The sequence below is a fragment of the Gordonia sp. DT219 genome, from assembly GCF_049847065.1.
In the GTDB taxonomy this organism is placed as follows: Bacteria; Actinomycetota; Actinomycetes; order Mycobacteriales; family Mycobacteriaceae; genus Gordonia.
Genome location: NZ_JBNCNR010000001.1, coordinates 68142 through 84689, shown reverse-complemented (window position 1 = coordinate 84689; position 16548 = coordinate 68142). Strand labels below are relative to the sequence as shown.

At 65.0% G+C, this 16548-nt stretch carries 21 protein-coding genes and 2 tRNA genes; 6 read left to right on the top strand and 17 right to left on the bottom strand.

The window, feature by feature from the left end; all coding sequences use genetic code 11:
• The first annotated feature begins 50 nt into the window (after positions 1-50).
• On the top strand, positions 51-860 hold the full coding sequence (gene cmrA, locus ACPXB3_RS00410) for a mycolate reductase (protein ID WP_425703060.1): 810 nt from the start codon (positions 51-53) through the stop codon (positions 858-860).
• Between the two features lie 101 nt (positions 861-961).
• Here cmrA and ACPXB3_RS00405 read toward each other — a convergent pair whose 3' ends face one another.
• Positions 962-2524 (bottom strand): helicase HerA-like domain-containing protein, encoded by a 1563-nt coding sequence (locus ACPXB3_RS00405; RefSeq protein ID WP_425703058.1) that lies wholly within the window; start codon positions 2522-2524, stop codon positions 962-964.
• A 153-nt stretch (positions 2525-2677) separates the two neighbouring features.
• Here ACPXB3_RS00405 and orn point away from each other — a divergent pair, with 153 nt between their 5' ends.
• From orn to ACPXB3_RS00385, 4 genes are all read left to right on the top strand, one after another.
• Entirely contained in the window at positions 2678-3277 is a 600-nt protein-coding gene (gene orn / locus ACPXB3_RS00400) for an oligoribonuclease (protein WP_425703056.1), read from the top strand.
• 103 nt (positions 3278-3380) lie between these two features.
• A tRNA-His gene (locus tag ACPXB3_RS00395) sits at positions 3381-3453 on the top strand.
• 257 nt (positions 3454-3710) lie between these two features.
• Positions 3711-4046: a hypothetical protein gene (locus ACPXB3_RS00390; protein ID WP_425725909.1), complete on the top strand. Its 336-nt coding sequence runs from the start codon at positions 3711-3713 to the stop codon at positions 4044-4046.
• Positions 4047-4381: 335 nt separating this feature from the next.
• Positions 4382-4543 (top strand): hypothetical protein, encoded by a 162-nt coding sequence (locus ACPXB3_RS00385; RefSeq protein ID WP_425725907.1) that lies wholly within the window; start codon positions 4382-4384, stop codon positions 4541-4543.
• Positions 4544-4657: 114 nt separating this feature from the next.
• On the opposite strand, the gene ACPXB3_RS00380 is transcribed toward ACPXB3_RS00385, so the two are convergent.
• From ACPXB3_RS00380 to ACPXB3_RS00335, 10 genes are all read right to left on the bottom strand, one after another.
• Positions 4658-6358, bottom strand: a complete 1701-nt coding sequence (locus tag ACPXB3_RS00380; protein WP_425725905.1) for an HK97 family phage prohead protease — start codon at positions 6356-6358, stop codon at positions 4658-4660.
• Positions 6348-7586: a phage portal protein gene (locus tag ACPXB3_RS00375; protein WP_425726392.1), complete on the bottom strand. Its 1239-nt coding sequence runs from the start codon at positions 7584-7586 to the stop codon at positions 6348-6350. The genes ACPXB3_RS00380 and ACPXB3_RS00375 overlap by 11 nt, the downstream gene beginning before the upstream one ends.
• Before the next feature lies 1 nt (position 7587).
• On the bottom strand, positions 7588-7836 hold the full coding sequence (locus tag ACPXB3_RS00370) for a hypothetical protein (protein ID WP_425725903.1): 249 nt from the start codon (positions 7834-7836) through the stop codon (positions 7588-7590).
• Positions 7837-8104: 268 nt separating this feature from the next.
• Positions 8105-8278, bottom strand: a complete 174-nt coding sequence (locus tag ACPXB3_RS00365) for a hypothetical protein (RefSeq protein WP_425725901.1) — start codon at positions 8276-8278, stop codon at positions 8105-8107.
• A gap of 2 nt (positions 8279-8280) precedes the next feature.
• Positions 8281-8898 (bottom strand): hypothetical protein, encoded by a 618-nt coding sequence (locus tag ACPXB3_RS00360; RefSeq protein ID WP_425725899.1) that lies wholly within the window; start codon positions 8896-8898, stop codon positions 8281-8283.
• Positions 8895-9164, bottom strand: a complete 270-nt coding sequence (locus ACPXB3_RS00355) for a hypothetical protein (RefSeq protein WP_425725897.1) — start codon at positions 9162-9164, stop codon at positions 8895-8897. The genes ACPXB3_RS00360 and ACPXB3_RS00355 overlap by 4 nt, the downstream gene beginning before the upstream one ends.
• A 175-nt stretch (positions 9165-9339) precedes the next feature.
• Positions 9340-9561 carry a hypothetical protein gene (locus ACPXB3_RS00350; RefSeq protein ID WP_425725895.1) on the bottom strand — a complete coding sequence of 74 codons (222 nt, stop codon included), beginning with the start codon at positions 9559-9561 and terminating at the stop codon, positions 9340-9342.
• 113 nt (positions 9562-9674) lie between these two features.
• Positions 9675-10208 (bottom strand): hypothetical protein, encoded by a 534-nt coding sequence (locus tag ACPXB3_RS00345; protein ID WP_425725893.1) that lies wholly within the window; start codon positions 10206-10208, stop codon positions 9675-9677.
• Complete coding sequence (locus tag ACPXB3_RS00340; RefSeq protein ID WP_425725891.1) at positions 10208-10381, bottom strand: helix-turn-helix domain-containing protein; 174 nt, start codon at positions 10379-10381, stop codon at positions 10208-10210. Before ACPXB3_RS00340 ends, ACPXB3_RS00345 begins: the two co-directional genes overlap by 1 nt.
• Positions 10382-10632: 251 nt before the next feature.
• Positions 10633-11670 carry a tyrosine-type recombinase/integrase gene (locus ACPXB3_RS00335; RefSeq protein WP_425725889.1) on the bottom strand — a complete coding sequence of 346 codons (1038 nt, stop codon included), beginning with the start codon at positions 11668-11670 and terminating at the stop codon, positions 10633-10635.
• A gap of 421 nt (positions 11671-12091) precedes the next feature.
• On the opposite strand from ACPXB3_RS00335, the gene ACPXB3_RS00330 reads away from it, so the two are divergent.
• Positions 12092-12253: a hypothetical protein gene (locus ACPXB3_RS00330; protein WP_425703054.1), complete on the top strand. Its 162-nt coding sequence runs from the start codon at positions 12092-12094 to the stop codon at positions 12251-12253.
• Between the two features lie 184 nt (positions 12254-12437).
• Here the strand turns inward: ACPXB3_RS00330 and ACPXB3_RS00325 are convergent, their stop codons facing one another.
• The 6 genes from ACPXB3_RS00325 to ACPXB3_RS00300 form a co-directional block, all read right to left on the bottom strand.
• Complete coding sequence (locus tag ACPXB3_RS00325) at positions 12438-13646, bottom strand: L,D-transpeptidase (RefSeq protein ID WP_425725887.1); 1209 nt, start codon at positions 13644-13646, stop codon at positions 12438-12440.
• A 231-nt stretch (positions 13647-13877) separates the two neighbouring features.
• On the bottom strand, positions 13878-14435 hold the full coding sequence (locus ACPXB3_RS00320; protein WP_425725885.1) for a permease: 558 nt from the start codon (positions 14433-14435) through the stop codon (positions 13878-13880).
• Positions 14436-14604: 169 nt separating this feature from the next.
• Positions 14605-14766, bottom strand: a complete 162-nt coding sequence (locus tag ACPXB3_RS00315) for a hypothetical protein (RefSeq protein ID WP_425725883.1) — start codon at positions 14764-14766, stop codon at positions 14605-14607.
• Between the two features lie 51 nt (positions 14767-14817).
• Positions 14818-14890, bottom strand: a tRNA-Lys gene (locus tag ACPXB3_RS00310).
• Between the two features lie 89 nt (positions 14891-14979).
• Entirely contained in the window at positions 14980-16197 is a 1218-nt protein-coding gene (locus ACPXB3_RS00305; protein ID WP_425725881.1) for a L,D-transpeptidase, read from the bottom strand.
• Positions 16194-16415: a DUF3618 domain-containing protein gene (locus tag ACPXB3_RS00300; RefSeq protein WP_425703046.1), complete on the bottom strand. Its 222-nt coding sequence runs from the start codon at positions 16413-16415 to the stop codon at positions 16194-16196. Before ACPXB3_RS00300 ends, ACPXB3_RS00305 begins: the two co-directional genes overlap by 4 nt.
• Positions 16416-16548 lie beyond the last annotated feature (133 nt).

Sequence of the window (16548 nt, the reverse complement as noted above, 5' to 3'; positions counted from 1 at the left end):
GGTCAACGGCGGCGGCCCGATGACGGCGGCGGCTGGATACGATACGTGGCATGGGAGTACCTGAACCGTCCGCATCCGCCCGCGCTGTCGTCACCGGCGCGTCGTCGGGCATCGGGATGGCCTTGGCCCGCGCCCTCGCCCGGCGCGGACATTCGCTCGTTCTCGTCGCCCGGCGTGGTGAGATCCTCGAGGGTCTCGCCGAGGAACTGCGCGGAAAATATGGTGTGGCAGCCGAAGTTCGGCCCACCGATCTGTCCGACCCATCCGCCGTGGCGATTCTCGCCGGCGAACTCGCCGGCCGCGACATCTCGATTCTCGCCAACAATGCCGGGATCGCCACCTTCGGCGCGGTTGCCGACCTCGACGCCGAATACGAACGCACACAGGTGCGTCTGAACGTGAATGCCGTGCACGACCTGACTCTCGCCGTGCTGCCTGGGATGGTACGCCGACGCGCGGGCGGCATCCTCATGGTCGGCTCGGCCGCCGGCAACATGCCGATCCCCCACAACGCCACCTATGCGGCCACCAAGGCATTCGTGAACACTTTCAGCGAATCGCTGCGTGGTGAGGTCGCCGGAGACGGTGTGCACGTCACACTGCTGGCCCCCGGACCGGTACGGACCGGCACCCCGGACCCCGTGGACGCCTCGGTGGTCGACAAACTCGTCCCCGACTTCTTGTGGCACTCGAGCGACAAGGTGGCCGAGATGAGTCTGGATGCGCTGACGCACAACAAGATGCGTGTCGTGCCGGGCACGCTCTCGAAGGCGATGTCGGTGGCCGGCGGATACAGTCCCCGCGCTCTGGTCGCCCCGGTTGTGGGCACCTTCTACCGCAAACTCGGCGCAGATTCCTGACGTTCCCGCTCAACCATGCGCTTGCCGCTCAACGATCTCGTCGAGCGGGAACGAAATGGTTGAGCGGGACGCGATGAACGGGCCGCCAATGACGTTCGACGTCAACGGCGTCGACGCCCGGTGCCGAAGAGTGCGCGGCTGAATTCGCGTCCCGCCGCGGAGGCCGCCGACCGCAGGAAACTCTGCATCGGTTTGCTCGTCAACACCTCGGCGATCATGCCCGGCTCGTCCGGTTGCGGTGCGGGTGCCGGAGCGGGAGCCGGTGCCGGAGCGGGAGCCGGTGCCGGTGCGTCCGGCGATTCGCCCGGCGCCAGCGTCTTGGCGGCAAGCTTCTCGTATGCCGACTCACGGTCGATGGATTCGCCATACTTGGCGTACAGCGGACTCGCGGTGGCCACAGCGGTGATACCTTCCGCGCCAACGGCTTCCATCGACGATCGGGGTGCCCGGACGACGGTCCATGCGACCGGCGTCGGTGCACCCTTCTCCGAGAGGACGGTCACCACGGCTTCGCCGGTCCCGAGCGAGGTCAGCGCATGATCGAGCTCGTACACGTCTGAGACCGGGTAGGTCTTGACGGTCTTGGTCAGCGCCTTCTGATCGTCCGGGGTGAAGGCGCGCAACGCGTGCTGAATCCGCGCACCCAGTTGCGACAGGACGTCATTGGGGATGTCGGTGGGCAACTGCGAACAGAAGAAGATGCCGACTCCCTTCGAGCGGATGAGTTTCACCGTCTGGACCACCTGTTCCTTGAACGCCTTGGACGCGCCGTCGAACAACAGGTGGGACTCGTCGAAGATGAAGACAAGTTTCGGCGCGTCGAGGTCGCCGACCTCGGGCAGGAATTCGAAGAGGTCGGCGAGAATCCACATCAGGAAGGTCGAGAACAACGCCGGTCGCGCTGCCTGCGCACCGAGTTCGAACAGTGTGACGATGCCGCGCCCGTCTGCCGCGCTCCGGAGCAGGTCGGCGGGTTCGATCTCCGGCTCACCGAAGAACGTGTCGCCGCCGTCGGCCTCCAGATTCGTCAGCGCCCGCAGGATCACCCCAGCGGTCTGCGTCGACACGCCGCCGATCGCCTTCAGCTCGGGTTTGCCCTCGTCGCTGGTCAGGTATGCGATCACCGACCGTAGATCCTTGAGGTCGAGCAGCATCAGTCCGTTCTGGTCGGCCCAGTGAAAGATCAACCCCAGCACCGATTCCTGGGTGGCGTTGAGGCCGAGGACCTTGCTCAGCAGGATCGGTCCGAAGGAGGTGATGGTCGCCCGGACCGGCACCCCGATACCCGTCGAACCCAGTGAGACGAACTCGACCGGATAGCCCGCGGGCTGCCAGTCATCACCGGTTTGTTGTGCGCGTGCGGTGATCTTGTCGTTCGCGACGCCCGGACGGCTGAGCCCGGACAGATCGCCCTTGATGTCGGCCATCACCACCGGAACGCCATTCGCCGAGAGCTGTTCGGCGATGAGCTGCAAGGTCTTGGTCTTGCCGGTTCCGGTGGCACCGGCAACCAGACCGTGCCGATTCATCATCGACAGTGGGATGCGAACCTTGGCGTCGTCGGTGACGGTACCGTCCACGCTGACCGTTCCGAGTTCGATCGCGGTTCCCTCGAAGGCGTATCCGGCTGCGATGGATGCGGCGGCTTGGGCGGGATCGGTCATCTGACGGGTCCTCTCTGTGGATATCTGACGTGCGCAACTGACACCGCGCAGGGCCACGGGACAGCCGAACCCGCAGGCGATCGTGAACGCACCGATCACGATAGTCGTCGTGGGTCCAGGTACCCGGTAACTGCGTGTGGTTAGAGTTGAGGCGTGCAGGACAAATTGGTGTGGATCGATTGCGAGATGACCGGACTGGCGCTCGGATCGGACAAGTTGATCGAGATCGCGGCCCTGGTGACCGACAGCGACCTCAATATTCTCGGTGACGGGGTCGATGTCGTGATCCACGCCGACGACGACGCGCTGGCAGCGATGCCCGACGTCGTCCAGAAGATGCACGCTGCCTCGGGCCTCACCGAGGAGGTACGCCGGTCCACGGTCACGCTGGCCGAGGCGGAGAAGCTGGTGCTGGACTACCTGCGCACCCAGATCTCCACGTCCGGCTCGGTGCCCCTCGCCGGCAATTCGATAGCCACCGATCGCGGGTTCATCGCCCGCGACATGCCAGACCTGGATGGCTTCCTGCACTACCGGATGGTCGACGTCAGCTCCATCAAGGAGCTGTGCCGCCGGTGGTACCCGAAGATCTACTTCGGTCAGCCCGAGAAAGGCCTCGCCCACCGCGCACTCGCCGACATCCGCGAGTCGATCCGGGAACTCGAGTACTACCGCGCTGCCGCCTTCGTGCCGGCCCCCGGACCGGACTCAGATCGGCTGGCGCAGATCGTTGCCGACCTCGGGCCGGCCTGAACCTGCTGGTAACGAAAGCGATTGGTGTCAGTGGCTTCCGTTCGCTAGAGTATGAGCCTGGCTCTGGAACCCGGCGAGCAATCCTTGGTTCCCGACGCCGATGGTGGATGTAGTTCAGTTGGTAGAGCACCAGGTTGTGATCCTGGCTGTCGCGGGTTCGAGTCCCGTCATCCACCCCGCAGGTCAGAGGGCATTTTCACCCTCTGACCTTTTTCTTTTCGGATCACCGTTGCATCCTTCATGCAACGTTTGCGACCTCCGCAGATAGATCGACCCCCGAAGGTGCAGGAACACCTTTCGAGGGTCTGAGCACACACGGAGACACCCGCATGAGCCGTACCAGAATGGTACTCAGCACCGCCGCCGCCCTCGCGGCCGTCTACTTCATCCCCCTCGGCGTGTTCCACGCCTGCATCGCCCTCGGCTGGCACGCATGAGCGCCTGGACCACCGGCTACCGCGCCGGCATCGACACCCTGAAGGAACTACCCGGCCCGATGCTCGCCGCCTTCATCCCGCGAATCCTCGCCGTCACCCCCGACCCCGACGACGACGAGGACTATGACGCCGGCTATCGCGCCGCCCTCATCGACAGCCGCAACGGCCGCGTAGTCCGCGCCGCCCGGATCGGCGACACCCGACACCGATTCCCGACCGCCGACCTCATGGACGCCGCGAGTGCCGGCGAGCCGGCTACCGCCGTGTGCGGCGCCCGTGGCCTCACCACTCGCGGCCCCGGTTTCGAGTGTCCGTGGTGTGCCTGGTCCTGATCGGACCGCCGCCCCGGACGGCGTAGCGCGGATCGTTCCCGCGCCGGGGCACTGAGCACACAACCCGCTTCGGACCGTGTGCCCGTCGTCATCGCAGAGCCCGACGTAAACCAGCCTGCTCGACTCAGCCCAGTCCCTCGCAGTCGACGAGGGCCACCAGAGGATCGCGACCAACGGTGCCATGACCGAACCTGCCGACAACCTCGGCGGGCTACTTGTCGTGGCGCAGATGCGATATGCGGTGATGGTCTCGTGGGTCGACGGTGTGAGGGATCTCCGACACCGGCACCCGTAGGGTTCCTTTGGCATTGACGCAACACCGTAGAATCGGACACATGAACCGCGCGCAGATCGCCATGACGGCGAGTTCCGTCCTCGTCACGATCGGCCTCGTCGGCATGATTGTCGGCGGTCGAGTGATGGACGCGGTAGCGGTCGCGGCCGTGTGGCTTGCCATGTTCGCGCTGTACCGTCGCCGGACGCGGCCGGCGCTGTAGGGTCAGGGCTCGCGATGCCGGGGCGCTACCTTCGCCCCGGAACGCAGGAAAGGCCCCGTACCGACTCACTCCGAGCCGGTACGGGGCCTTCACTTATTCAGTTGTGCGAGTGCATCACTCGCCAGCGTCGGCGGCGGTGGCAATCTCCACCACACCGGACGGACGCAACACCGAGACACCGAACCGGCCTTCAGTGCGAACACGAATCAGGTTGGCGCCGAAGTCGTCTCCATGAGCGCCCCATTTGACCTGAACGCCGTTCGTGTCGGCGTCCACGCGCACGGCCGACTGATCGAGCAGAACACCCTTGCCGGCCGGCAGTGCAGTCGACACGACCACCGGTACACCGTGCAAGCGCTGCGCCGCCCGATCGACCGCGACATTGCCCAAATCGAACGCGCCGCCGGTAGTGCGCTGAAGACTGATCGCCTCCCACGACTCCGGCCGCAGCACGAACACGTGAGACAGGTAGCCGGCCGATTCGAGAACCGTGATCGCCTTGCGGGTCGTGGTCACGAGGTCATCGACGAACGCCTGCTGAACGATGCCGGCCGACTTCAGAATGCCGGTCAGATTGTTGCCGGTGCCGGTGCCGCCCAACACCTGAGCCTCGACCGCCTGGCGCAGCCCGTGAAGCATTTCGGCCTCGACGAAGCCGGCCAACTCGGCGTTGTCCATGAGGTCGTATTCGGGCAGCCCGTCGGAGATGTGCGCCACGATCGTCAGTTCGGAATCGACAGACTCGACGCCGTAGGACGACACCGGCTTCTGCCCCGACACCCACGGCGCAGCCCGATTATCGCGCGCAGTCTGCTTCAGGTAGCGGTACTTCGGCGAACTGTGCTGCTTGACCGGGAGCACGTCGAGCAGACTCGTCGGGATGCGCTGAAGCTCGATCGGCGATTGATCTTCGAGGGGCACGCCGACCACCGACGACCCGGACGCCACGAGCGCCTTCACGCCAACTCCGCCCAGCATGGCCTTCGATAGAGTGCCGGCAGCCGCCCGAGCCTTGCGGCCGGTGAACGACATGTATTTGCGGCCGGCCAGCGCGGCGCCGGTCTTCTCGCCCTCGTCATCGGCCGGCTTCGGCTCGCCACCGAGCGCGCTCACGGCCTCCAACAGCGCTTTCGATTCGAGTGCCTTGCTCACCTTCGCGTCGAACTCCTGAACGGCCTCGACGAGCGCGGCCAGCTCAGCCTTACCGGCGTCGTCGGCCTCGCCGTCCTTCACGCGAGCGGCGAGCGCGTCGACCTTCACCATTGCGGCGTCGCGGTCGGACTTGGACTTGATCTGAACAGCGTCCATGCTGTTGCCTTTCGATTCGTGGGCGCCGGCGTGTCCGCCGCCCTTCACGTTGCTGATCGACGTCGCACGATTCGCGCCGATCGGAACCACTGAAACCTCTAGTAGTTCAAGGTCTTTCAGCAGCAGATGATCTGACTTTTGTTCACTATCGCGAGTCACGTAGCCGAACGACATTTCGCCGAGCCGGCCGTCGGCGAGCATCCGATGAGTCTGCGCCGCCTTCGGCAACTCCATGTCGAGCTGGCAGCGAACCTTCAGCCCGTGATCGTCCTCGACGGCCTCGACGACATGCCCTATGCACATTTCCGGGTCGTCGGTGCGGTGTCCGTAGAACACCGGCACCCGCCTGCCTTTCGACTGCCACTCGTCGAGCGACTTGGTGAACGCGCCCGGCTCCACGACGTCGCCGTAACTGTCCTTGACTCCGAACACCGACGCGTATCCCTCGAATGTGCCGTTCTCGCCGGCCGCCTTCACGCCCGCGCCGGCCACCTGCTTAGTTTTCATCCTCGCCCCCACTACCCGACTCCTCCTGTATCTCAGTCATATTGAGCGGTCGCCGAAGCCGGTCCGAACCGGCGATGAACGGCCGGTTCATCATTTCCCGGACCTCGGACGGCATGAGGATTCCGGCGTTCACGGCCGCGACATACTGCGTCATCTGCTCTTCGGAGCCTTCGAGTTTCTGCCGTACGTTGAACTCGACGTAGCACCCTTCGGCGTCGGCGAACCGCGCCACGAGGTCGGCGTTCAGCCGTGCCTCGATCATCGCGATAATCGGTCCGAGCGTGTCGCCGTAGAGCATCCGCCGGAACTCGCGAACGTTCGAGTAGTTCGCATTGTCGAGCAGCCCGAGCATTGTCGGATTGACGTGGTAGACGCTCGCAACCGTCGTCAAAGCGAGCTTCGAGCCCTCGACGTAATCCTCCTCCTTCGCCGAGAATCCGACCCGCTTCAGTTCCATTCCGTCTTCGAGAACGGGAGTGCCGCCGACCTTTTTGCCATTCCCCGAGTATGCGGCCGACCACTGAGCTTTAAACCGCTTGCGGCCCTCGTTCGTCCACGGCTTCTCCGTTGCCGGCCGTGTGAGATACGCGCCCACGCGACCGCCGTTGTCCCACAACTGTTGCCGATACGTCTGCGCGCTGATCTGCTCTGCTAGAACCGATTTCAGCGCAGCAACCGGACTCGACCCGCGTCTCAGGTCTTCGGGGCACCACCCGTGCAGGTCGATCACGTCCGACGCCGGTACCGTGATTCGATCCTCGACCGCCGAATCAGGTTGCAACACATACGCGCCGACCGCGAACGGCGTCGAGCCCTCCGTGTCCACGATCCACCGTTCCGGGATCACCCGCAGCTCGCCCGGCTGCCCGTCCTGGTCCGGGACAACCCACACCAACGCGCGATCGTAGAGCGCCAACGCGCCGACTATCTGCTGAACGAACTCGAACGTCGTCGTCTGCGGATTCGGCCGGCCCAACAGCTTCGCCAACGGGTGATCGTCCGCCCGCACTCGCTCACGTCCCCCGTCCTCGCCGAGCCGGTACGTGTGCAAACCAAGCTGAGCCACATTCCGCGCGAGGAACGTCACGACCGTACGAAGGTACGGCTGTTCCCGCCACAGGTCCTCAACCGACTTGTCGAGCACCGACAGCGCTTCGGTCGTCAGTGGCTCATCGAGGCTTGCTGTTCGTCCTCGGCTGATCTTCCAGCCACGCGGCCACGCCGCCATCTCAGCCAACCTCGGAGAGTTGCCGACGCTCGATCAGAGCCGCCCGCACCCGCGCCCGGTCGCCGCCATGCTCGACGTCGTATCCCTCCACCACGAGGTCGCAGAGCGCACCGATCAGCCGGCGATACCCGCCGAACTCGGCGAACGCGTCCGCCTCGTAACGCTCGAACTCGCGAGCATCGCCGTTCAGGACAGCCAGCACCGTCGAGAGCGCACGTGTGCGGTCCCGACAGCTCACTTGAACCTTCATTTTCCCTCCATTGACATCGAGAAACGCACGTACGTACGCCTCAGATCGACGTAGACGCGATAAGTACCCGTCTTCGGCACCGAGTGACCGGGACGGCTTGCTAATCGCTCACAATCGTTACGTTGCGGTCGGAATCACCGACCTTGGGGCAACCCACCACCCTCACGCGCGCCCGCACCCGCGCCCGATGGGCACCCCTCAATCGGGGAGAGGCCCCCTACCTGCCGGGTGGGTCCGGCTCGTGGTGGTCGTCGTGGCGTTGACCGCCCTACCCGTTGGTGGGTGATTGCCACCGGAACAGTTCGCCGAGACGGCCGCGTGCGGCGTCGCGTTGCTGTTGTGAGCCTTCGAGCTGGGTTTGCGGCCGGTGCCGTGTTCGTCGGTGTGTGCCGGTGGGTGGTTCGGGTAGTTCGTTGTACATGCGTTTGCGTGCGTGGCCCATGCTCACACCTCCTGCGCAGCGGCGTCGATCAGGAATCCGCCGAATGCCCGGTCCATGTCTGGCCTTGAACTTCCGGCGATATGTTCCTGGAATCGGTCAGCTTGAACTTCGCAGTCGAGTCCAAGTCGCTGCGCACTGGCTCGATGCGTTCGGTTCGGCTTCCATTCCTGAGCGGCTATCGTCAGCGGAGCTGACGAAGTCTTTCTATTTGCACTTCTCGTTGCACTTCTTAGTGGTGCAGATTTTGCACCAGAATGTGGTGCACTTTCTGCACCACTAAGCACGCCGCTAACGATCTGCTCGACCTCGGCATCGGTGAACGGCCGCTTCCGTTGTAGGTGCATTCGGCAATCGGCGAGGACCAGCCAGCGCGTGTCCTGAAGGTTGGAGAGCCCGTTGCCCACGGTCCGCCGGTTCAGTCCCGTTGCGTCGGCGATGGCCCGCTCACTGATCTGCCACCCGGAACTCTGCGACCACAGCCATAACGCAACGCGGGCTCCTGCCCCGCTTAGGCCCCGGTCCCGTGCCAGGGCGACCGGCATTGCCGTGTAGAGGCCCTGATCCTTGTACGCGGCACCGTGGTAGACGATCGGTTGTTTGTGTGTTGCACGCCCCGTCATACGGTGATCCCCTCAATCGCGGCGAGGTCGCGACTCGTCCACCGACCCGAGCTGACGGCCTCACTGTCGGTCGGTAGTCGGCGCGACTGTCCGTCGTCGTCGAAACACGCCGCCAACTCGGCATTGCGCAGCATGTAGGTGAAGACGTCCGCCGGCCCCGCGCATCGGCCACCGTTCGGTGCCGTGTGCCGGTACGCCTTCATGCCCCACGCCAGGCCGACATGCCTGGCCCCGCACGGGCAATCGAAAGTCACTCCGGTCTTCACTGATTCTCCGTTCGGCCGGTATTGCGTGCGATGAACCGCGCCAGATTGACCGCCGAGACGGCCGTCAGCACAACATCGTTATCGCCCTGGGTGATGATGATTCCGCCGCGCCGGCGCCGTGTGACGGTCGCCTTCCGTTGCGTTCCGCCTATCGCTTCGAGTGCGTGCCGGTAGCTCACTGGCCGTTACCTTTCGGTCGATTGCGTGAACCGAGAGGACGGCCCGGCGACACACGAGCCGCCATACGGTCCCGCATCTCGTCGAGGTCGTCCGTGTCGTAGATGACGCCGACGGTCGGCTGCATCGAGTACCGCATCCCGAAGTCGTTGCGCCACTTACGAAGTTGCCGAACCGAGCGGCCGACGTACTGCGCCGCCTGCTGTTCAGTGACATGCATGAGAATGTCCTTGGTGGTCAGAATGAGAAGAGACGGCCCGGCGGTGGAGAAGGGGCAACGCCAGCCGGGACCGCCTACACGAATGAAACTATCGAGACCGCATCCGGTGCTGTTTATTCGTTCCGCCGCCGGTGCAACTCATCTTCGAGCGCCTCGGCCTTAGCCTGCCGACGCCGACGCTCCGCCACGACCCGAGCGCGCTCCGCCGCCGCCTCAGCCTCCCGACGCGCCGCCCGCTCCTGAAGCGCCTCCAACTCGTGCGCCGACCGCCTACCCTTGCGGCCACGTCCCGGCCCCGGCAAGTGGCGCTGAGCGGCCCGACGACGATCCGCCTCACGCGCCGCCGCGACAAGGCTGCCCGGACTGATCGCCCACACCCGCGCCGGTCTCCCGGTCACCGGGTGCGGAGCGGACACCTTCACGGCCCGAAGATTGCCGGCACGCTGCCACTCATAGATCGTGGTGCGCTTCCGACCGATCCACCGGCCGGCCTCGTCCCAACCGCGCAGCCACTCGCGGCCGGCATAGCGCACCGTGTCGAAGCCTTCGAGGTTGTGCGCGCGTCGTGTCGGTGCGGCCGGTCCGTCGATCGGATCGAGTACCGGATCGCTGGTCGACGTCGCCGCGTACGGGTTCGCTCCGACCATCAGGCCACCGCCGGCGCCATCAGCCGATCCAACTCGGCGCGCTCGATACGCAGGAGTCGCGGACCGGCCCGGCGCGCGGTCAGCCGGCCGGCGCTGATCCACCGGCGGATCGTCTTCGGACTGACGTCGAGTTCGTCGGCCGCCTGCTGGACGGACAGATAGGTAGATGCCACAGTGAGACCCCATAGAGATACGAGACCGATTGCAGTGCAACAGGTCTGACGGTTGAACGGTTCGGGTACTGCTCGGCGAGCGTGTCGCCCGCTATCTCTATGCGCTGTGGCTGTCCGTCGCTCTTTGGCGCACGGTGCCCCGCTATGTCCACAATAAGCCCACGGTCCGACACTGTTCGTGGGCCGCGAACACGGGCCGACACGTATCGACAGGTCAGCCCGGCCGGCCTTGGTCACAAATGACCGACGCCCTACTTCGTGTCGCCCGCCGCCAGCTCCGACAACCGCGCGGCGATCGCCGCATCACGATCGGCTGCCGCGTGCTGATACCTCATCGCCATCTCTGGCGTCGTGTGCCCCAGGCGCGCCATGAGTTCCTTGGTCGTCGCGCCGGCCTGCGCCGCGAGGACCGCCCCGACATGCCGCAGATCGTGAACGCGAACGTGTTCCTTACCCTTCGGTAGCGCCGCCTTGAACGACTTGGTAAACGCCGTCTGAGACAACCGCTTGCCGCGCGTCGTGGTGAACACGAACGATTCCGGGCCGCGCCTGGTGTGCTCCCTCATGTGCGCCGCCAGGACGTCGGCGACATGTGGCGGCACGTGAACATCTCGAATGCCGGCATCCGACTTCGGCGGACCGACGACGAGCTTGCCGTCGACTCGCGTTGCAGATCGCCGAATCCGCAGAACCGTTTGACCGCCAGACTTAGCAATATCCTTGCGGCGCAACTCGATTAGCTCGCCGAACCGCAGACCGCACCATGCCGCAACAGGCACCGCCGCGCGATACTCTGCCGGCATCTTCGCGGTGACGTCGACAAGTTCCGCCGGTGTCAGTAGCTCGACTTCGCGCCGCTTCGGCGGCTTGCCGGCCCCGGCCACCTGGCACGGATTCTCGATCACGAGCTTGTCGGCTACCGCCGTGTTAAAGATCGTCTTCAGTAGTTGGTAGGCGTGCGCCGACCGCGTAGGCGTCGACTTCCCCAGACCGGCCCACCACGTCCTCACGAGTGCCGGCGTGACGTCCCGGACCGCCTCGTCACCGAACGCCGGGAGAATCCGGCTGTCGAGCAGAGTCTGATAGAGCCAACGTGTCTTCGGTGACAGATCGCGTTCCGCGAGCCATTGCGTCGCGTAGTCCCGGAAGACGATCAGGCTTGCTGCCTTCTCAGCCGCGCGATCGGCCGGCGGCTTCCACTCCCCCAACTCGATCAGCTTGCGTTCGGCCGACAGCCAGCCCTCGGCGTCGGCCTTCGCCCGATACGTGTGCGGCGCGTAGTAGCGCACACCGTCAGCGGCGACGTAGGAAGCCTGATAGGCCCCGTTTCGCATCCGGCGAACAGTGCCCCACGAGCGTCGTCTGTTGGCCATGCCGCAACCTTATCGCACGCGACACGTGTCATTTGGTGGGTAATTGCCTGGTCATATGTCCACGTGTAGAGTGCGGGATGCCACGTAGACCGACGAGTGTTCGCGCTGGTAGATAACTCAATATGGCCCCCTGCGGGGGTCTGGTTGTGATCCTGGCTGTCGCGGGTTCGAGTCCCGTCATCCACCCTGAAGGTCGGAGGGCATCTTTGCCCTCCGACTTTTTGCTCTGTGCAACGGACCTCCAGTTGCCCTTGCCGCTCCGCAGCCACCGCGCGATTCCCCTACGGCCATCACACCGATTCGTTGTTGTTCACTTTCATGCCCTAATCTGCGGCGCATGCTCGATGACTTGAACAAGGCCGCGAAAAAGGTCGGCCTGAGTGTCGCCCCCGGAAAGAAGAAGGACCTCTACTCCGTCCGCAAGGTCAAGAACGGCAAACTCGTTGCCAAGAACGTCGGTTCCGACGAGGTTCAGTCGCTCATCGCCGACCGGAAATAGATGCGACCCGGGCCACCCTGCCCGATGCGCCCAGCCTGCATCACAAAGCCATTGCGCGACAGGGCCATTGCGCAACAGGGCCATTGCGCGACAGGGCCATTGCGCCAACTGAGCACGTTGGTCGACCAACCGGGCGAGACCGCTGCAGCAGCGGTCGGCGGGCAGGGACCCTCGGTGGAGAATTTCAGGCGTTGCCCTTGGACCACACCGACCAGGGGATGTTCCAGTCCCCGAGACCGTCGGTGCCCGACAATGTGCCGCCGACGGTGTTCTTCACGTCGACCGGATCACCGCGAAGTGTGGTGTTCATGACCCACAGCGCGTTGTCCGGGCTGAGGTTCAGGCAGCCGTGGCTGGTGTTGGTGTTGCCCTGCGCCCACACCGACCATGGCGCCGAGTGGAAGAAGATGCCGCTATAGGACATTCGGGTCGCATAGTCGACGGGTGTGCGGTATCCGTCGGCCGACCCGACGGGGACGCCATATGTCGACGAATCCATGATGATGTTGTCGTGCTTGTCAGAGACCAGGTAGATCCCGTTGTCGGTGGGTGCGGACTCCTTGCCCATCGACGTCGGCATGGTGCGGATGACCTTGCCGTCCTGGACAAAGGTGACCTGTTTGGTCCGGTCGTCGGCGGTGATGATCATCGATCGGCCGACTTTGAAGGTGGATCTGAGGTTCTCCTGCCCGAAGAGGCCGCCGCCGAGATCGATGCCGTAGGTGTTCACCTCGACGTTCACCGTCGTACCAGGTTTCCAGTACTCCGCCGGGCGCCACCGGACCTCGGTGTCGCTGATCCAATAGAACGCACCTTGCACCGGTGGGTTCGCGGTGATCTTGATGGCATTCTGCGCGGCGCGACGGTTGGTGATCGCCTCGTCGAACTTCACCGCGACAGGTTGGCCGACCCCGACGGTCTCGCCGTTGTTCGGCGTGAGGTAGGCCTGGGTGAGATTGTTGGGCGCACGTGTGGTGAACGAGACCGACTTGCTGGTGGACCCGCCGACACCGGCCGCATCTGCAGTCAGGCTGTAGGTGCGGTTGTAGCCCAGTGGCTCGCCGCTGATCCACTCGGTGCCGTCCTCGGACAGTGCGCCGCGAACGACCGAACCGTCGGCCTTGGCGATGCGGACCCCGGTCAGTGCCCCCTCACTGGCCCGCACCTTGATCGGCGCGCCCGGCTGGACGCCGACCGCATCATCGACGAGTGCCTGATCGTTCCATTCGGTGATCTCGACGCCGGGCTTCAGGAGATCGTCATAGAGCACCGAACTGCCCACCGCGTTGGAATATTGCGGCTTCGGCGAGCAGGAGGTCGCCAGCGCGACGATCGCCAACACAACACCGACGATGACAACCGACGACCGCAGCCGAGTCCGCCCGTTCCGCATCTCACTCCAACCTTCGCAACTGCACCTACCACAACGGATTTCCGCCGATTTTGCACCAAGTGTACGAGATACCGGATTCGTCCGAGTTGTCGTGTACCAGATGTCTGTTCAGCGGATGACGTCGGCATCGGAGTTGTCCAGAACGCGGTGCCGACACGACGAACGCCCCGCCTTGCGGCGGGACGTTCATGTCGCTTTTGCGCTGATCGTACCAGTTTGTCCGGGTCGGACTCACTCACGTGGGGCCGGGGTCGCCGCCGCGGTTCGGCCGGCGCTCCGCCTGCGCCGGAATCGGATCCACAGGGCCGTGGCCACCGCGAAGATCACGGCACCGATGATCACTCCGACGAGCGTTCCACCGCGGAATCCCGGCGCCTCCACGTCGAGTATCCGTTCACCGGCGTGAGCACCGCTGCCACCGCCGGCGACGACGGTCAGGGTGAGCAGATTCGGAATCGACGCCACCACCGCGAGGATGACGAACGCCAGCGCCCAATAGCGGGTCTCGCCCCAGCGACGGGCACGCCAGGCAAGCGCCAACAGCAGCAAGGAGACCAGAGTGCACACGAGCCCGAGGCCGATCCCGTAGAAGCTGCCGGTGGTGATGCTCTGCCCCACCGCCGAACCGATCTCCTGCGACCACCACCGCGGCAGGAACGCCGCCAGGATGAAGTAGGCGATCACCACGAGAACGACGACGACGGCGATGGCGATCGTCTTAACCGCCCACGACGGGAGCCTGCCCTTGGGTTGCTGATCGGGAACGGCGGTCGTCATGTTGTCGCTCATGCAGCCATCGTTGCCCTCGGTGTCCTGATTGCCAAGTTCGACCCACCACAACGTGACCGCTTCGATACCCGGGCCGGCTCCGACCTGAGGACCCCGCCCGCCGTCGAGCCCACCGGTCAGGACGCGTCGGTGTCATCACACGGGCTCAGGGCTCTCGTTCGCCGACCCCTCAGGGGCGGGTGAAGGTCGACAGCCACGCGTCTGTGAGCCGCTGCGCCAGAACGAGCTTGGACGGTTGGGCGCCCAGCCGGTGCGTTGCGTCCCCCCGCACCAGGTGATCCACGACAGCGACACCGCGGGCGGCGGACAGATATTTCACGGACTGTGTCACGAGAACGAGAAAGCCCCTCACCGGAGTTTCCACTGGTGAGGGGCTTGTCTGTGCGCCATCAGGGACTCGAACCCCGAACCCGCTGATTAAGAGTCAGCTGCTCTGCCAATTGAGCTAATGGCGCTTGGCGAACCGAGACGAAACATTACCTGACCCGCACCCGATCCATGAAATCGGCTGGTCACACGCAGTTCTCGGCTCGGCCGCCGTGCATCATCCGTCGTTGGTGGCGTTGCCCTTCTTCCATACCGACCACGGAACGTTCCAGTCGCCGAGACCGTCGTCACCCGGAAGTATCGGGCCCACAGCGTTCTTCACGGTCACGATGTCCCCGCGCAGCGCGGTGTTCAGGAACCATTCGGCGTTCGCGGGGCTGACGTTGAGGCAGCCGTTGCTCACGTCGTCGACGCCCTGATCACCCAGCGACCACGGCGCGGAGTGAAGATAGATGCCGCTGAACGAGATCCGGGTGGCGTCGTAGACGGTCTCCTTGTAGCCGCCGGGAGAATTCACCGGCACGCCGTACGTCGAGGAATCCATGATCACGCTCGGATCGCGCTCGGCCACGATGTAGATGCCGTTGTTGGTCGGCGAGGAGTCCTTGCCCATCGACGTCGGCATGGTCTTGACCACCTTGCCGTTGATCGACACCGTGATCATGTGCGTCGCGTCGTCGCCGGAGGCGATGAGGCTGCGGCCAACGGTGAAGTTCGTGGTGAGGTTGTTGTCGCCGTAAACCCCGTTGCCGAGATCGATGCCTTTGGTGTTCACCTTGACGCCGACCTTGGTGCCGGGCTTCCAATAGTGCTCGGGCCGCCACCGCACCATCGAGTCGTTCAACCAGTAGAAGGCGCCCTCCACCGGCGGGTTGGTGGTCACCGCAATGGCACGCTGCGCGTTGAGCTTGTTGGCCACCGGCTGGTCAAAGTTGACCACGACCGGCTGACCGATACCGACGGTCTCGTTCTGATCGGTCACCGTCGACGCCGTGGCGGTCGACTCCGCCGAGGCGGTACTGAAGCTCAGCTTGCGGGCTCCGGCACCGTCGATACCCTGCGCCGCGGCGGTCAGGGTGTAACGGTCACCGAAGTCGAGCGGCCCGGCCGCGGTCCAGGTCGACCCGTCGGCCGAGACCGTACCGGCCACGGGGCCGTCCGAACCCGACACCACGACCGATTTCAGACTGCCCTCGTGCGCGGTCACGACCAGCGGCGCGCCGGGCATGACCCCCATCGCATTGTCTTTGAGCGGACGGTCGGCCCATCCGGTGATCGAGATATTCGGCTCCCCCAACGAACTCAGCGCCGGCGTGTTCCCGACCGCGTCGGGATACGACGGCGACGCCGCGCAACCGGGCAAAACGGTCGCGACAGCGCCGACAGCGAGTACGAGGAGCGCGTTCCGGGCGTATGAGCCCCGCGCCCGTATCACCGACTGATCCGGCGGATGACGAGAACGACGACGACAGCGCCGACGCCTGCGATGGTGTACTTCACCGCAGGCTTGTTCAGAAGTGCCAGCGCAGCGCTCTTGGCGTCACCGGCCAGACGCTGCGGATTGGCACGTTCGGCCAGCACGTCGAGTGTGTGGGCCAGGTCCTCGCGGGCTTTCGCGATGTCCTGCTCGATACGGTCGGTATCCCCGGCCACGTGGTCCTCCCAGGAATGTCAAGAAGATCGGTCATGCGGCCCGGCGGGCCGCATGGTCACCCCCGAACACAACGCGCCCGCGCGGGGACGAATCCCGGCGCGGAGCGGATACAGTGCCAGCGGTCTCATTAGG

Coding starts and splice junctions, on each gene's coding strand:
- cmrA (WP_425703060.1), top strand. CDS start 51: ATGGGAGTACCTGAACCGTCCGCATCCGCCCGCGCTGTCGTCACCGGC.
- ACPXB3_RS00405 (WP_425703058.1), bottom strand. CDS start 2,524: ATGACCGATCCCGCCCAAGCCGCCGCATCCATCGCAGCCGGATACGCC.
- ACPXB3_RS00390 (WP_425725909.1), top strand. CDS start 3,711: ATGAGCGCCTGGACCACCGGCTACCGCGCCGGCATCGACACCCTGAAG.
- ACPXB3_RS00385 (WP_425725907.1), top strand. CDS start 4,382: ATGAACCGCGCGCAGATCGCCATGACGGCGAGTTCCGTCCTCGTCACG.
- ACPXB3_RS00380 (WP_425725905.1), bottom strand. CDS start 6,358: ATGAAAACTAAGCAGGTGGCCGGCGCGGGCGTGAAGGCGGCCGGCGAG.
- ACPXB3_RS00375 (WP_425726392.1), bottom strand. CDS start 7,586: ATGGCGGCGTGGCCGCGTGGCTGGAAGATCAGCCGAGGACGAACAGCA.
- ACPXB3_RS00370 (WP_425725903.1), bottom strand. CDS start 7,836: ATGAAGGTTCAAGTGAGCTGTCGGGACCGCACACGTGCGCTCTCGACG.
- ACPXB3_RS00365 (WP_425725901.1), bottom strand. CDS start 8,278: ATGGGCCACGCACGCAAACGCATGTACAACGAACTACCCGAACCACCC.
- ACPXB3_RS00360 (WP_425725899.1), bottom strand. CDS start 8,898: ATGACGGGGCGTGCAACACACAAACAACCGATCGTCTACCACGGTGCC.
- ACPXB3_RS00350 (WP_425725895.1), bottom strand. CDS start 9,561: ATGCATGTCACTGAACAGCAGGCGGCGCAGTACGTCGGCCGCTCGGTT.
- ACPXB3_RS00345 (WP_425725893.1), bottom strand. CDS start 10,208: ATGGTCGGAGCGAACCCGTACGCGGCGACGTCGACCAGCGATCCGGTA.
- ACPXB3_RS00330 (WP_425703054.1), top strand. CDS start 12,092: ATGCTCGATGACTTGAACAAGGCCGCGAAAAAGGTCGGCCTGAGTGTC.
- ACPXB3_RS00325 (WP_425725887.1), bottom strand. CDS start 13,646: ATGCGGAACGGGCGGACTCGGCTGCGGTCGTCGGTTGTCATCGTCGGT.
- ACPXB3_RS00320 (WP_425725885.1), bottom strand. CDS start 14,435: ATGAGCGACAACATGACGACCGCCGTTCCCGATCAGCAACCCAAGGGC.